Origin of the sequence: Vibrio ostreae (genome assembly GCF_019226825.1) — a bacterium.
Taxonomy (GTDB): domain Bacteria; phylum Pseudomonadota; class Gammaproteobacteria; order Enterobacterales; family Vibrionaceae; genus Vibrio; species Vibrio ostreae.
The window spans coordinates 182,735-198,477 of record NZ_CP076642.1 but is presented as its reverse complement, the minus strand read 5'-3'; the positions used below and the strand labels follow the sequence as shown (position 1 = coordinate 198,477).

The following is a 15,743-nucleotide window of genomic DNA, read 5'->3' as shown; positions in this document are numbered from 1 at the left end:
AATACTGTGCACTAAACGCCGAACTTATTTAAGCCAGCCTTGCTCGCGGTAGTATTTCGCCGCACCTGGATGCAGTGTTACGAGCGCTTCGTGGTTACCAATTTCTTCCGGATGCCAGAACTTCAGCGGAGAGTGAGTCTCTTTGATCTCTTTCTGGCTGCTGATCAGCGCTTTCGTCACGTTGTAAACAGTATCTTCGTCAACGTTGGCATTGGTCACAAACACAGTCGCACTGACAGGTGTGATGTAGTCTTCGGTTTGGCCGTCGTAAGTCCCTGCTGGCATAGTGCCCGTCGGCAGGCCAACTTTAGCCAAATCTTTCAGTACGTTATCGCCGTAAGGAATGTAAACCACATCGTTAGTCAGCGTCATTTCAGTCAGGTTCGGGTGCATCGCAGGTACGTTATCGATGTAAACGTCAATCGCGTTATCACGCAGCATCTGCGCAGCCTGACCGCTACCCATCTGTACCACTTTGCCCTGCTCTTTCAGCGTTTCAATATCAGAGCCCAGCGCTTTGAAAATGTAATCGGCAATAATCGGCACCTGAGAGCCGGTCGGTTTCATCGCAATACGCACGTTGTCTGCTTTGATCACCTTGTCCATGGTGTCATTGCCGGTCTGCTCTACCCACGCTTTACGCGCGATAGTGATGGTGTACGCTTGCTGCACATTATCCAGCACCATACGCAGATTCTCGTTCTTTTTGCCTTTATAAATATCGGTCAGGCCATCACGCGCCCAAACAGTCGCGTTTGAAGTGGTGAAACCGAAGTCCGCTTTCCCCTGGTTAACCACCACCGGGTTAGTCATACCGCCGCCGCGGGGGATCAGTTTAATCTTGTACTCGTCGCTGGTTGCTTTCGGAATCAGCTGTGAAAAGGTTGTGCCATAGGTGTACCAGCCGTTACCCGGAGGCTGAGAAATAATGGACGAGGTTTCCGCCTGAACAAAGCCGCTAGCCAGCAATGTCGACAGAGTCAGAACTTTTACGGCAGTTTTGAATGTTTGCTTCATCATTGTAGGGTATCCTTTTGTTTTACTTGATTATTATTGTAATTTTTGTTTAATAATATCTTGTATTTGTTCAATATCCGTTTGACTAAACCTTACGGGATAGCGGCTTGGCCCGACATTTTCACCCAGCAGATTCAGGGTCTGTTTAACCACTGCCGGAGCAAATGCGATTGGGTACAAATGACTTCTCAGATAATTAATCACCTCCTGCGCAGCCTGAGCTTGTTCAACGTCATTCCCCTTAAAGGCCTGGTAAATCTGATTCACCAAGTCAGGTACAATATTGGCAATGCCTGATACACAGCCAATCGCGCCTTCCTGATAACCGGTCAGAATCAGTGAATCCGGACCAGTAAGTACATCAAATTGTTCATGTCTAGCAGCAACTTGCAGAAACCCTTGCAAGCTTTCGTAACTGCCGGCGCTGTCTTTAATGCCGTAAATATTCGGGTGAGACGCCAAAGTTGCTGCGACCTGAGGCGTGATGGTATTGCCGGTACGCGCCGGAATATTGTAGAGATACACCGGAATATCCAGGCTATCGGCCACCGCGGTGAAGTACTCAACCAATTCCTGCTCACGCAGCGCACTAAACCAAGGGGTAATAACGGATACCGCTTTCACACCTGAGTCCTGTACTGCCAGCCCATGTTCGATGGTGCTTTGCAGCGTCAGTTCACCAATGTGGGTGACCACATCAACACGGCCGGCCGCTTGTTCAACACAGATTTCAGTCACGCGGCGCTTTTCTTGATCGCTCAGAACAAAGAATTCACCATTGGTACCGTTACAAAAAATGTTGTTGCCGAATGAAATCTGACGCTCAACCTGGTTACGCAGTTCGGCTTCATTCAACGTACCGTCTTGGTTAAACGGTGTCACAACCGCAACATACGGCCCCTTCATCACCTCAGTCATACTATTTCCTTATTCGCAGATACTTTGATACATGTTCAGAACATCCTGTTCGGTTACCGGAACAGGAGAATGGTTAATCAGACGCTTCACTTCCATTGCGTTGGCGGCCAGCTCAGGCAACTGAGAGGCATCAATCCCGATGGCATTCAGTTTGGTAGGCAGCCCAAGTTCCACTACCAGGCTTTCGAGGTAGTCAACTAAGGCATGAGCTTTGTTTAAAGAAGGAAGAGATTTATCGGATTGAGGCAGCAGATCATAGACTTGTGCCAGCTTCTCTTGACAAGGTTCACAGATAAATTTCATCACCGGAAGCAGCAGCAGAGAGTTGGCCAGACCATGCGGAATGCGGTACTTACCACCCAGAGGATAAGACAGAGCATGCACCAGGTGAGTACCAGAATGAGAAATCGATGCACCGCCATAATAAGACGCCCACAGCAGATTCAGACGGACCTGCATATCCTGCGGCGCTGTCATCACTTTGTCGATATTGGCGAAGAATTTTTGCATACCGATCATGGCGTAGTTATCACCGACCGGATTAGAAATACAGGCAGTGAAACACTCGATCAGGTGACATAGAGCATCAATAGAAGTCGAAGCGGTAATATGGGCGGGCATTGACGTGGTCAGCTCAGGTGCCAGCAGCACGTAATCCGGCAGCATAACCGGAGAAATAATGCCAACTTTGGTCGCGCGGCTTGGAATCGCCACAATTGCATTTGGTGTTGCTTCAGCGCCGGTACCGGCTGTGGTTGGGATCAACAGCAGCTCAGTACGCTGCACCGGCGTTTCGCCAGCCAGCAGTTGCTGGAACTTCTCAGTGCGCTGCGCGTTATCCGCCTCTACGCCAAGCACAGCGATCAGCTTACTCACATCCAGTACACTACCGCCACCCACGCCCACAACCAGGCTGATAGATTGTGGCAGTTGTGCAATCAAATTTTGTACGTCCTCATCGCGAGGCTCCGCTGGCAGGTTGTCAATCACAGTTAACTGAGCACAATCCTGTTGCAACTGGTTGATCAGCGCCTGAACCTGATCAAGCGAGCTGACGTTCTGATCCGTCGCCAGCAAGATATGCTCGTGTTTGGCAGTAATGGCAGCGAGTTGATCTATGTTTCCGCTCAACACAGTGGTGAAAATGTTCATTAGCTGTCTTCCTTTAAATGATGATTCTTTTTAATCATTTGCTTAATCTCGCTCATTATCATAACGACAATTAAATCAAAAATGCTTGATCACGCTCTCAAATAATCAAAATGAATAAATTTAATCAAAAATGACTTTGTGATTGCGTATTTTTTGATTAATATGATTTCAAACGAGTTACAGGATTAACACAGCAATGCTCAAGCAGGATCAATTAACGCTACCAAAATTCATCATCGCCGATGATTTCACCGGCGCGAATGATGTCGGTGTCGGTTTAGCCGCACACGGTATCGATGTATCGGTACTATTAAATAGTGCATACAGCAGTGATGTCACTTCAAACCAGGCAACCATCATTTGTACGGACAGCCGCGATGACAGTGCCGCTCAAGCTGACGATAAAATGCGTCAGCTGATGCAGCGCTACCCTGAACTGACTCAGCAAAAAATCCTGCTTAAGAAAATTGATTCCACATTGCGTGGTAACGTCGGCGCTGAAATCACGCCTTGGGTCGAATCCTGCTATTCCGTTGCCATCATGGTGATGTGCGCCCCGCACGCCGGGCGTAAAACGCTGGGCGGTGAGTGTTTCGTTCATGACCAGCTCTTGACTGACACCGAGTTTGCCTCGGATCCCAAGTCACCCGTGACTTCAGCCCGTATCAAAACCCTGATCGAAAGTCAGAGCCATCTGGCGGTCAGTGAGCTTTTTCTCGACCAGATCCGTACACCCGCTCTGGCGGACACCTTGCAGGCACATGCCAATCTCGGCACTAAAGTCATCGTGTGCGATGCACAAACCGCGCAAGATATGATTGAAATTTATCAGGCGGCCAATCAATTGAGCGCGTCATGCGTGATTGTAACCACCGGTGAAATGACCCAAGCCTTACTACCGACTGATGCACAACGTTGTCCGCCGCAGCCTAAGCTGTATAACCACCAGCCATTACTGGGTGTCATCGGTTCAATGAGCAGCATGACTCTGTCGCAGGTGCAATACCTGCAGAATCATCACAAAGCACAAGTGATTGACGTCGATGTCAAAACCGCCCTGTTCGCTGAAAATCAGGATTATCTGCACAGCCTGGTTGCGGCCATAGCGCAAGCTCATCAGACCGGGCGCCACTGCTTTATCCGCACCTGCCAGAGCGATGATCAACGCCACGACATCGAGGCGATTTGCACGCAGTTGACGATATCCCGACTCGAACTAGGTAACCGGGTGAAGCTGTTTCTCGCTCAAACCACTCAGGAAGTGCTCAAGCAATGCACTCCCGGCGCTCTATTACTATGTGGTGGCGATATCGCACTGGCGGTGTGCCACCAACTCAAAATCGGCCAATTCAACCTTAAAGGGTTGAGTGCGCAATGTATCCCGTGGGGAATACTGCCTTACAAGCAGGCCAGTATTCCCCTATTTACCAAAGCTGGGGGCTTTGGTGTGGACAGCAGCTTTGATCAAATCATAACTATTTTGGAACAAGAGGAAGCATAATGAACGGTATCATTGGTATTACTATGGGTGATCCGGCAGGGATTGGCCCGGAAATCATTCTAAATTCACTGGCTGAGCCGTCACTGAGCGGCCGTCATTGTGTCGTGATTGGCAGCGCGGAAATCCTGCGTATGGTGCAGGAAAAAGGTCTGGCACCTTCGGCAGATATTCACGTTATCGAACGTATCGAAGACGCCGTTTTCAACCCGGATATTGTGAATGTGATTGATATTCCGCTTGAAGATCTGTCCAGCTTTGAATTTGGTAAAGTGCAGGCACAAGCCGGTGATTTGGCGTACCGCTGTATCAAGAAGGCAACTGAGCTGGCGATGAACGAAGAGATCGCGGCCATTGCGACTGCACCATTGAACAAAGAAGCGCTGCACTTAGCCGGTCACCACTATCCGGGACATACTGAGCTGCTGGCTCATCTGACCGACACCAAAGACTACGCCATGGTGCTGTACACAGATACACTGAAAGTGATCCACGTGACGACCCACATCGCGCTGCTGGATTTCCTGCAAAAACTGGGGCAAGAACGTGTAGCAACCGTGATTGACATTGCCGACGCTTTCATGAAGAAAGCCGGCTTTGAACAACCACGTATCGCCGTGGCCGGGGTTAACCCGCACGCTGGTGAAAATGGTTTGTTCGGTAAAGAAGAGATCAATATCCTCAATCCGGTTATCGCGCAGATGAAAGAAAAAGGTGTCGATGTTTACGGCCCTTGCCCGCCGGATACCGTTTTCCTGCAAGCAAAACAAGGTCAGTATGATATCGTGGTTGCCATGTATCATGACCAGGGGCACATTCCATTGAAACTAATGGGATTTTATGATGGCGTTAACATTACGGCTGGATTACCATTCTTCAGAACATCTGCCGACCACGGAACTGCATTTGATATTGCATGGACTGGCAAAGCGAATCCAGAGAGTATGATTACGTCAGTTGAACTGGCCGTTAAACTAAGCAATATATGAAAAATCAGCATCGAGTAGAAAAAATTGTCGAATACTTAACCGCGCATAATCTGGCGACGGTTGAGGATCTGGTTAAGGTTGTCAATGTATCACCGGCAACCATCCGCCGGGATCTCATTAAATTGGACGATCAGGGCGTCATCACCCGCACTCACGGTGGTGTCTCCCTCAACCGCTTTATCGCCGCTCAGCCGACCACCAATGAAAAGATGGTGCAGCATACGCGTGAGAAAAATCTTATCGCAGAAGCCGCCGCTTCGCTGGTGAAACCGGGTGATTCAGTGGTACTCGATGCCGGTACGACATCGATGGCGCTGGCACGCCACTTTATTGATATGCCGCTGCGAGTGATCACGGTCGATCTGCATATTGCGCTGTTTTTGTCGCAATATACCCAGATAGAAGTGATCGTTGCCGGTGGTAAAGTGGACAACAGCAGCCAATCGACCGTCGGTGAGCATTGCCGCTCATTATTACGCTCCATTAACCCAGATATTGCGTTTGTGACCTGCAACTCCTGGAGCCTTGAGCGCGGTATTACCACACCGACAGAAGAAAAAACCATTCTAAAGCATGACCTGATAGCCAATGCAAATAAGAAAGTCATGATTGCCGACAGCAGTAAGTACGGCAAATACTCACTGTTTAAAGTGTGTGAGCTCAATGACCTGGATATGCTGGTGTCCGATCAGCAGTTGGACGCCAAAGTGCAGTCTGAGCTGTCGATGCATGGCATCCACCATCTGCTGGTCTGACGGCGCCGGCCTGATTCAATAACGTTCAAGCCTGTAGTTAGCCAATCGCACCCCGCTATAGTCAGGGAGCAGAGAAGACAACAAAGCCGCTCAGTGGAGCGGCTTTTTGCGTTTCATCGTCGCCACAAATCCGCAGTGTCGCCACAAATCCTCAGTTCAGATGACGTTATATCGCAACTTCTAAATGGCTCGCGAACGTGCAATCTCGATATAGATTTCACGTAACTTGCGCGCAACTGGCCCAGGCTGGCCACCACCAATTCGGTGTTCGTCAATGGCGATAACCGGCCAGACAAACGCGGTGGCCGAACTGATAAAGGCTTCTTGTGCCGCATAGGCTTCCTGCAAAGTAAACGGCCGCTCGATAATTGTAATATCCAGATCCTGCGCCATTTGCAGCAGTGATGCGCGGGTAATACCATGCAAAATATCCTGACTGAGCGGCCGGGTAATGACTCGTCCCAGCTGGTCAACAATATAAGCATTGCTGGAGCCACCTTCGGTCACAACACCATTTTCAAGCATCCAGACATCATCGGCGCCCGCCTGATGGGCAATATGTTTCGCCAGACAAGCGGGCAGCAAGCAGGTGGTTTTAATATCGCGGCGGCGCCAGCGGATATCCTCCACCGAAATCACTTTAATGCCCTGTTGGGCCGTGTCATTCTCAATCAAATTGCGCGCCTGGGTAAACAAGACCAAGGTCGGCTTAATGCCGTCACTGAAGCTGAAATCACGGTCACCCTCATTGCCCCGGGTCAGTTGCAGATAAATGCCGCCTTCCACCAGCTGATTTTTTTCAATCAACTGATGATGAATCTGAATCAACTCCTGCTCAGAACAGGGTAACACCATGCCCAGCTCAGTGGCGGAGCGTTTAAGGCGCGCCAGATGCCCTGCCTGGTCAATCAATTTACCATCGAGCACTGCTGTCACTTCATACACTGCGTCTGCAAACAAAAACCCACGGTCGAAAACTGACACACTCGCCTGCGATTCCGGCAGATACTTACCATTCACATAAACCGTTCGTTCCATCATTATTCCTCCCAGTTATCCCCACAGCTGCGGTGAAAATGGCAACATCTGCTGCTGGCTGAATTCAAATCCGTGCTCAATATCCTCACTGAGTAACAGTGGACCATCTAAGTCGACCACCTGTGCGCCTTGTGCGACGACAAAGGCAGGCGCCATGCTGAGCGAAGATGACAACATGCAACCGACCATAACGGCCAAACCGGCCTGCTCAGCCTGCTGTTTAAGCAGCAGCGCCTCGGTCAGACCACCGGTTTTATCGGTCTTTATATTGATCATGTCATACCGCCCGACTAATCGTTCCAGACTGTGCCGGTCATGGCAGGACTCATCAGCGCAAATCGGGATCGGCCGCTCTAGTTTGGCCAGCACGTCATCCTCACCGGCAGCAAACGGCTGCTCTATCATCGCGACATCCAGGTTGACCAGTTCAGGGATCAGTCGCTGATAATCACTCACACTCCAGGCTTCGTTGGCGTCCAGTATGATTTGGGCTGCCGGTGCGCCGCGTCTTACCGCCTGCACCCGGGCTAAATCTGCTGCGCCACCCAGTTTAAGCTTCAGCAGCGGCCGCGCGGCATTGCTTATCGCCGCTTGCTGCATCTTTTCCGGCGTATCGAGAGACAAGGTGTACGCCGTCAGCAACGGATGCGGGACGATGCCTGTCTGCGTCCAAATCGACTCCTGGTTTCGTTTGCAGTTCAAATCCCACAAGGCACAGTCCAGGGCGTTGCGGGCGGCGCCAGCCGGTAATAATGTCTGCAGTTCTTCTCGGCTTAGTCCTGCATTAAAGGCAGGGATCCGCGCTTCAATCTGCGCCTCGACACTCTGCAGTGACTCGCCATAACGGAGATAAGGGACACATTCACCACGCCCAATCGCACCTTCATGCTCAAGGCTGACTAATACCGTATCGGCTTGCGTTTTACTGCCCCGTGAAATGGTAAAGTGACCACGAATCGGCCAGCTTTTGCGTTCTATCGTGACCTTCATACACGCTCCAGCAAGCGATCAACCAGACGAGCCACCCCCTGCCGGAACGGATCCACCACCGGCAGCCCTAAATCACTTTCTACCTTATCCATGTAAGCCATCGCCTCCGCTTCACTCAATGCCGATGTATTCACAGACACGCCGATCATCTGTACCGCGGGGTTGGTGAGACGCGCCGTACTCAGATTCGCTTCGATACAGGTCGCCAGGTCCGGCAAAGCGTAATCGGGCAATCCACGCATGTGCTGACGGGTCGGTTCGTGACACAGGACTAAAGCATCCGGTTGCGCGCCGTGGATCAATCCCGTCGTCACGCCGGCAAATGAGGCGTGAAACAGCGAGCCCTGCCCTTCAACAATGTCCCAGTGCTCCGCACTGTTATCCGGGCAAATCGTTTCTATCGCGCCGGCAATAAAATCAGACACCACGCAATCTGCGCTGACACCTGATCCGGTGATCAGAATACCGGTCTGGCCAGTGGCGCGAAAATCAACATTCATTCCCCGCCCTGCCATCTCTTTCTCGATGGCTAATGAGGTATACATTTTGCCGACCGAACAATCTGTACCGACCGTCAACAGACGTTGACCGCTGCGCTTTTTACCATTGGCCACCGGGTAACTTTGGGTCGGATAACGCACATCAAACAGATTTCGCCCGTGCTTTTGTGCCATCGCAACCAATTCGGGAATGTCCGTCAGTTTATTGTGCAGGCCCGCCGCGATGTCCATGCCCTGCTCAAGTGCTTCAAGCAGTACTTCAATCCAGGCCGGAGAAATCACCCCACCCCGGTTGGCGACACCAATCACCAGTGTTTTCGCTCCGGCACGGGCGGCGGCCGATACGCTCAATTCTTGCAAACCGACGTCGGCCTGACACTCAGGCAGGCGCAATTGCCCGAGACAGTGTTCCGGACGCCAGGTCTTAATTCCCTGAGCCACTTTTGCGGCCAGCGCATCAGCTGCATCACCTAAAAACAGCAAGTAAGGTTGTTTTAATTCCATTTAAAATGCTCCATTTCGACATGATTATTAGCGTTACGATTCACACGTTATAGAAAGAGCAGTGCAAAATTCGTGACCAATAAATCAAACCAGTGATTTATTAGTTTAGCCTGTTGATTTTGATCAATTTCATTATGCAGGTGGAAGCGATAGCCAGAACCTGGACTCAATTGAGAAAACTCTGCCAAACTTTACTCAGATAGTATTTATGTTTGTTGCAGAACACTTTTCAGTATAACCGGCAACCAAATCGGCCTTTATCGACGTTATATAAATTCACCAATAGAGTAAAAACCAGTTGTTTATCCTGAGCAATAAACAAGCAGAATCTTGATAGTCAGGTGTGGGACAAGCACAGATATCATTATGACCCCGATTTAACATCGAGTTTTGACTACATTTAGTGGTGATAATGGTGCATAAGCACCAAGATGGTGAAGCATAAGCAAAAGAGTTCCATCACGTTAGCCGGACGATTCCAGCCACCAGCTAAACAGTCTGTTTTACAAATCACTTTTTTAAACGTAATAGCCAGTTTTTTATATAAACCAAGACAAAGCGGACAACTCTATATTCTAATATACTTGATATTTTCAGTTACTATCATTACATATTGACCATTATCACAGTTCGTTTCACTACAAAAGACTAACAACGGCAATATTTTTGCTACATAATAGCGACCATCTGGGAGCATCCCTCACTTAAGTTCGTCAGTTGTTAAGTGAGTCAGTTCCTGAGTCAGACAGCTCCACCTTGTATGGTTTTATCAAAGCAGGAAGCAAAATGATTACCGCCCAAGCTAAAATAGATTTGAACGCTCTTCAACATAACTACCGCCACCTCAAAGCACTGAGCGGGGATCAGAAAGTGATCGCTGTGATTAAAGGTGACGCATACGGACATGGCGCCGTGAAGCTGGCACAAGCACTGCCCTTTGCTGACCTGTTTGCCGTCTCTCGCCTGGAAGAGGCAGAAGAGTTGCGTAATGGCGGGATTGAACAGCCTATTTTACTGTTAGAAGGTTGCTTTTGCGCCGAGGATTTACAACGTGCTGCGCAAATGCAGCTCGACACCACCATCCATTGTGCAGAGCAAGTGCATGACCTGGAAAACAGTGAACTGGCTAATCCGGTGAATGTATGGCTCAAAGTCGACAGTGGCATGCACCGCCTTGGCGTGCAGCCTTATGAAGTCTCTGATTATGTAAAGCGTATTGAGCGCACCGGTAAGCTGAAATCACAACTGGGATTCATCAGCCACTTCTGCCGCGCCGATGAAGTTGAGCAACCGACAACATCACGTCAGCTACAATGTTTTATTGACGCGACCAAACCATATCCAGGCCCGAAAACGATAGCCAATTCAGCCGGTATTCTGTTTTGGCCACAATCAAAATTTGATGTCGCTCGTGCAGGTATCGCCCTTTATGGCATTTCTCCGAGCGCTGACCATACCGGCGCTGACCACGACCTGAAACCGGTGATGACACTCAATACCCGCATCATTGCCGTACGTGACCACAAAGCGCAGCAGCCGGTTGGTTATGGCGAAACCTGGCAGTCAGAGCGTGATACTAAAATCGCGGTGATCGCCATGGGCTATGGTGACGGCTATCCTCGCAACGCACCAAACGGTACGCCGGTGTTTGTTAACGGCCGCCAGGTGCCTATCGCCGGCAGGGTGTCGATGGATATGATTACCGTTGATCTCGGGCCGGAGGCTAAGGATAAGGTGGGCGATGTGGTCGAGATGTGGGGCGCCAACCTGCCGATAGAAATCGTCGCACGTCATGTCGGCACGATTCCTTATGAGCTGACGATTAAGCTGACGCCCCGTGTTAACAGACACTATGCCGAGTAAGCGCTGTATCAGCGTTATCAGTATGCAAAGTAAACGGCATTAAAAAACAAAGCGGTTGGGAATCAACCGCTTTGGTTCATCATGTGACTAAAGAGTAAGGGTTACATCGACTGGTAATATGCCTGGGCGTCACTCTCTTTGAAACGCTCTTTGATAGTCAGTACCTGGGGTAGTAAGTCGACAAACATCGGCACCAAAACCGGGTCGAAGTGCTTACCCGCCTGAGACTGTAAAAAAGTCGACCGCTTCTTCCACACTCCAGGCCTTTTTGTATGGCCGCTCACTGGTCAAGGCGTCAAACACATCAGCGACGGCAGCCAGACGCCCTTCAATCGGAATCTCTTCTCCGGCTAAACCGTTCGGGTAACCGCTGCCATCCCACTTCTCGTGATGGGTAATCGCGATAGTGCGCGCCAGTGCCACCAGCGAAGAACGCGGCTGATCCAGAATACTGGCCCCAATTTCAGCATGCCGCTTCATATGGGTAAACTCTTCCGGATCCAGCTTGCCCGGCTTAAGCAGGATATTATCCGGAATGGCAATTTTGCCGATGTCATGCATGGTCGCCGCCATTCTCAGCTCATCCGCTTGCTCTTCATCCATTCCGGCCGCCATCGCCAGCAACTTGGTGTAATGACTCATGCGCTGCACATGCATGCCGGTTTCATTATCTTTGTATTCTGCCGCGCGGCCGAGACGCTGAATCAAATCGATCTGCGTTTCACGCAACCTATCAATTTTCACCAGCGACAGATGCGTTTTGACCCTGGCACGCACAATCGCCGGAACGACAGGTTTGACAATGTAATCAACCCCGCCCAGTGCAAAGCCATTTTCCTCATCAATGCTGTCACGCAGCGCAGTAACGAAGATCACCGGAATATGCGCAGTTTCCGGCTGTGATTTTAACCGTTCACACACCTCAAACCCGGTCATTTCCGGCATCATGATGTCAAGCAGAATCAAGTCTGCCGGCTCCTGCTCTAACAGTGCCAGAGCATCTTTACCGCTGCGGGCAAAGGAGAGGCGATATTCTTCTTGCAGAATCTGACGCATCACTTTCAGGTTGGCGGGTTCATCATCGACAATCAGAATTCTCGGCTGCTGTTTAGCAAGCAAAGACATACTATTTCCTTCTACTGAAGTGTATCAATAGCCGACTCCAACGAGCTGGCCGCTGATTTAAAATCAAATTCATCAATCGCACTCATCGCATCAACGATCTGCTTCTTGATGGTGTGAGGTGAAGAGCGTTGCAGCTGCGCTGCTAAATCGTCTCTGAGTTCACCGAGTTGTGTGGCCTGCAGCCATTCATGCAAAATCGTGATGATGGCGTGATGATCTTCGATCGCTGCCACGCCTTCACTTTGCAGATTATCTGCCACCGGAATAGCAAGCTGATCAACATCCTGTTGTAATGTCAGCCAGCCCTTGGCAATCTCTTCAATCGCTTGTTTGCACTGCACCGGCTGATGCTGGTCGGCTGCCTTTTCCAGCTGGGTAAAAGCATGAAACAAAGGCAGCAGCGCCAAATTGCCACTTAATCCCTTCAGGGCATGGGCCTTTTCACCCAAGTCACGCCATTTGCCTGCCGAGAGCAGAGCAGTGAGGTCCTGCACCATATCAGCATACTTACGTACTAATGCATGCAACTCGTGACAGTATAGCGCCTCATCGCCCCAAATCTTCAGTGCCTTACTCATATTGAGCATCTGAAACTCTGACGGGCTCGAAACCGAGGGTTCTCTTTTCTGCGCAGCTTGCAGCTCTCCTGCGCCCAGATTGAGCACCCGCGCAATTTCCTGAGTCAGCAGGGCGAAATCAACCGGCTTGTTGGCAAAGCCGTCCATGCCCGCTTCTTTGGCTTCGATACGATCTTCCAGCAACACACTCGCGGTTAACGCAATAATCGGTACATTGTCGCTGCCCGTTGCCCGCTCATTTGCCCGAATCGTGCGGCTGGCTTCCAGACCGTCCAGGTTTGGCATCTGAATATCCATCAGCACCACATCAGGGCGCGTTTCCTGACACTGAATTACGGCTTCGCAGCCATCTTGCGCGGTGAATACCGTGTGTCCCTGACGTTCGAGCAGTATACGCAATAGATTGATATTTTGTTCAATATCATCACAAACCAGTATTCGCTTCGGCGGCAGAGCCACAACTTTTGACTGGCGGGTATTCTCGGCTATTTTGCCATGAGGCAGAGGTAATTCAACACTGAAGCAGCTGCCCTGACCCGGCGTACTGGTGACAGAAATCGTTCCGCCCATCAGTTCGACCAACTGCTTGGAAATGGAAGTTCCAAGACCGGTACCGCCAAAACGACGGCTCATCGACGCATCCGCCTGAGTGAAAGGATCAAAGATGGCCTGTAAACGATCCGGCGCAATCCCGATACCCGTGTCAATCACGTTAAATCGCACCCAGTCCGGGCGTTTACTGACGGGCTCAACCACCAGACTGACCCGTCCCTGCTCGGTGAACTTTATCCCGTTACCAACCAGATTCATCAGCACCTGACGAATGCGATCTTCCGCTCCCTGAACCTCTTCTGGCAACTCAGCAGACATATCCAGTTCCAGTTCAATGCCTTTGCTTTTGGCATTGAGCCACAGTGTCGAAATAACGGTATCAACACATGGAGATAACCGGAAAGGAACCGTCTCGATTTCCAGTTTATGTTTTTCCAGCTTGGCACTGTCGAGAATGTCGTTTAACAGATGCAACAAAGAGCGCGAAGCTTGGGAAATCGTCTGCAAATGGCGGCGATTTTCACCTGTCATCTCTGACTCTAACAAAATATCCGTAAAACCAATGATGGCATTCATCGGGGTGCGGATTTCATGACTCATATTAGCCAGAAACGCCGCTTTCATCTCTGCGGCATCTTCCGCATGACGTTTCGCTTCAACTAACTCACACTCCATCTGCTTGCGACTGGTAATATCAACCACAACGCCATCGATCCACAACACACGCTTTTTCGCATCCCGGACTATCATGCCATTTTCCAGCACCCACACGGTCTCACGGTCGATATTAGTCAGGCGGTATTCAATCTCGTAGATGTCACGTCCATCCGGGGTGTTGTGCATCATCCGGCAGAGCTTTTGGTAATCTTCCTGTAGCAGCAGATCCGAAAATTTAATCTCGCCGGACAAAATCACTTCCGCGCTGTAGCCACACAGATCAGTGATGCCATCACTAAGAAAGATTGGCGTCAGTTGAGTATCCGGCAGGCGACGGAAAGAGGCCCCAGGAATATTCTGCATCAGAGAACTGAGTCGCTCCTCACTCTCGCGCAGTTTTTCCTGCATCGCTTTACGTTCGGTAATGTCTTCCATAAAACCCACGAACAAGGTTTCATTTTCCAGTTCGACCTTCCCCACCCCGAGACGAACCGGAATATGTTCGCCAAACCGATGACGGGCATAGACTTCACGCTGCACCCCAATCATGCTGGCCAGGCCGGTCTCACCATGCTGTTCGAAATAAACCTGATTGCGCTGTTGCATCTCAGGGATCATGAACATCGCCACATTCTGGCCGAGAGCTTCTGATTCATTCCAGCCGAGGATGTGACTGGCGGCTCTGTTAAGTCCGAGAATTTCACCGTCGGCTTTAATGGTGATCACACCGTCGGTCGCTGTTTCCAGAATGGCTTGTAACCGCGCCTCACCGGCCGTTTTTTCCGATAACAGATGGCGGTAACGCAGCTGGGCACTGACATTCACTGCCAACGTAGAAATCAATAAGGTAAATACTGCCACCAACAGCGCCAGCGTGTTGTGATGGTGTGGTGCCATCAACAAATCATCTGTGTGGGTTACTTCTATAAACCTGGCGGCATACATCCCGGTGTAATGCATGCCGGAGATAGCACTGCCCATAATAGCAGCACAAATCAGCTTGAGCCGAAGCTCGGTTAAGCTCGGAAAGTACTGACGCAACACGCGTCTTGCCGTCAGAGCGATAAATGCCAGACCGACTGCGACCACGACAGATAATATGAACCACCACGGGTCATAGCGCAGTGTCAGATCCATTTCCATCGCTTCCATACCGATGTAGTGCATCGCACCGATACCTGAGCCGACGATACAAGCGTTACGTATGGTTAATTTCAGAGTATCGCGTCTTTGAATTAAGGATCGCAATACAATGTAACTGGCAACAATTGCCGGAAGCACGGAAATACCGGTCAATGCCCAGTCGTACTCCATCATGTATCGCATCTCAAACGCGAGCATGCCAACAAAATGCATACTCCAGATCCCGCCGGCCATGATGAAGGCACCGGAACATAAAGCGATTTGACGATACTTGCTTGCCACGATATACCGTGCCGTTGCCGCCATTCTTAACGCAAAAAATGACGCCATAGAGGCAAGAAAAACCGACAACACCACCAGCCGTAAATCATAACTGCCTGAAATTAATGCTAAGGAGTCAGAATCAGTAACGAAAAACCGCTGAAAAAAACCAATAAAGTCTATGTTCATTTTTACCGGATAAG

The 15,743-nt window shown here is 50.2% G+C and carries 11 protein-coding genes and 1 pseudogene; 4 read left to right on the top strand and 8 right to left on the bottom strand.

The genetic code is table 11. From position 1 onward, the window contains the following. Positions 1–24 precede the first annotated feature (24 nt). From KNV97_RS00875 to KNV97_RS00865, 3 genes are read right to left on the bottom strand one after another with little or no spacing between them, the layout of a single operon-like run. Positions 25–1,020 (bottom strand): TAXI family TRAP transporter solute-binding subunit, encoded by a 996-nt coding sequence (locus KNV97_RS00875; RefSeq protein WP_136486718.1) that lies wholly within the window; start codon positions 1,018–1,020, stop codon positions 25–27. A 30-nt stretch (positions 1,021–1,050) separates the two neighbouring features. Continuing rightward, the gene (locus tag KNV97_RS00870; protein ID WP_218561869.1) at positions 1,051–1,935 is read right to left on the bottom strand and encodes a dihydrodipicolinate synthase family protein; all 885 of its coding nucleotides are present in this window, start codon (positions 1,933–1,935) and stop codon (positions 1,051–1,053) included. Between the two features lie 9 nt (positions 1,936–1,944). Next, the gene (locus KNV97_RS00865) at positions 1,945–3,087 is read right to left on the bottom strand and encodes an iron-containing alcohol dehydrogenase (protein ID WP_218561868.1); all 1,143 of its coding nucleotides are present in this window, start codon (positions 3,085–3,087) and stop codon (positions 1,945–1,947) included. A gap of 196 nt (positions 3,088–3,283) precedes the next feature. Here KNV97_RS00865 and KNV97_RS00860 point away from each other — a divergent pair, with 196 nt between their 5' ends. Genes KNV97_RS00860 through KNV97_RS00850 form a run of 3 tightly spaced genes read left to right on the top strand, consistent with a single transcriptional unit; the run spans position 3,284 to position 6,329 of the window. Beyond that, positions 3,284–4,588: a four-carbon acid sugar kinase family protein gene (locus tag KNV97_RS00860; RefSeq protein WP_136486724.1), complete on the top strand. Its 1,305-nt coding sequence runs from the start codon at positions 3,284–3,286 to the stop codon at positions 4,586–4,588. After that, positions 4,588–5,574 carry a 4-hydroxythreonine-4-phosphate dehydrogenase PdxA gene (gene pdxA / locus KNV97_RS00855; RefSeq protein WP_136486726.1) on the top strand — a complete coding sequence of 329 codons (987 nt, stop codon included), beginning with the start codon at positions 4,588–4,590 and terminating at the stop codon, positions 5,572–5,574. Before KNV97_RS00860 ends, pdxA begins: the two co-directional genes overlap by 1 nt. Beyond that, positions 5,571–6,329 carry a DeoR/GlpR family DNA-binding transcription regulator gene (locus KNV97_RS00850; RefSeq protein WP_136486728.1) on the top strand — a complete coding sequence of 253 codons (759 nt, stop codon included), beginning with the start codon at positions 5,571–5,573 and terminating at the stop codon, positions 6,327–6,329. Before pdxA ends, KNV97_RS00850 begins: the two co-directional genes overlap by 4 nt. A gap of 180 nt (positions 6,330–6,509) precedes the next feature. Here KNV97_RS00850 and KNV97_RS00845 read toward each other — a convergent pair whose 3' ends face one another. The 3 genes from KNV97_RS00845 to dgcN are packed head-to-tail and all read right to left on the bottom strand — an operon-like array spanning position 6,510 to position 9,361. Continuing rightward, positions 6,510–7,370 (bottom strand): D-amino-acid transaminase, encoded by an 861-nt coding sequence (locus KNV97_RS00845; RefSeq protein WP_256611691.1) that lies wholly within the window; start codon positions 7,368–7,370, stop codon positions 6,510–6,512. A gap of 12 nt (positions 7,371–7,382) precedes the next feature. Beyond that, the gene (gene dgcA, locus KNV97_RS00840) at positions 7,383–8,357 is read right to left on the bottom strand and encodes an N-acetyl-D-Glu racemase DgcA (protein ID WP_218561867.1); all 975 of its coding nucleotides are present in this window, start codon (positions 8,355–8,357) and stop codon (positions 7,383–7,385) included. Beyond that, the gene (gene dgcN / locus KNV97_RS00835) at positions 8,354–9,361 is read right to left on the bottom strand and encodes an N-acetyltransferase DgcN (RefSeq protein ID WP_218561866.1); all 1,008 of its coding nucleotides are present in this window, start codon (positions 9,359–9,361) and stop codon (positions 8,354–8,356) included. The genes dgcA and dgcN overlap by 4 nt, the downstream gene beginning before the upstream one ends. A 786-nt stretch (positions 9,362–10,147) precedes the next feature. Between dgcN and alr the strand changes: the two genes are divergently transcribed. Further along, a complete protein-coding gene (gene alr, locus KNV97_RS00830) occupies positions 10,148–11,224 on the top strand; it encodes an alanine racemase (RefSeq protein WP_218561865.1) in 1,077 nt (358 codons plus the stop codon). 101 nt (positions 11,225–11,325) lie between these two features. On the opposite strand, the pseudogene KNV97_RS00825 reads toward alr, so the two are convergent. Beyond that, positions 11,326–12,349, bottom strand: a pseudogene (locus KNV97_RS00825) (HD domain-containing phosphohydrolase). An 11-nt stretch (positions 12,350–12,360) separates the two neighbouring features. Beyond that, on the bottom strand, positions 12,361–15,561 hold the full coding sequence (locus tag KNV97_RS00820; protein ID WP_218561864.1) for an MHYT domain-containing protein: 3,201 nt from the start codon (positions 15,559–15,561) through the stop codon (positions 12,361–12,363). Positions 15,562–15,743: the final 182 nt, after the last annotated feature.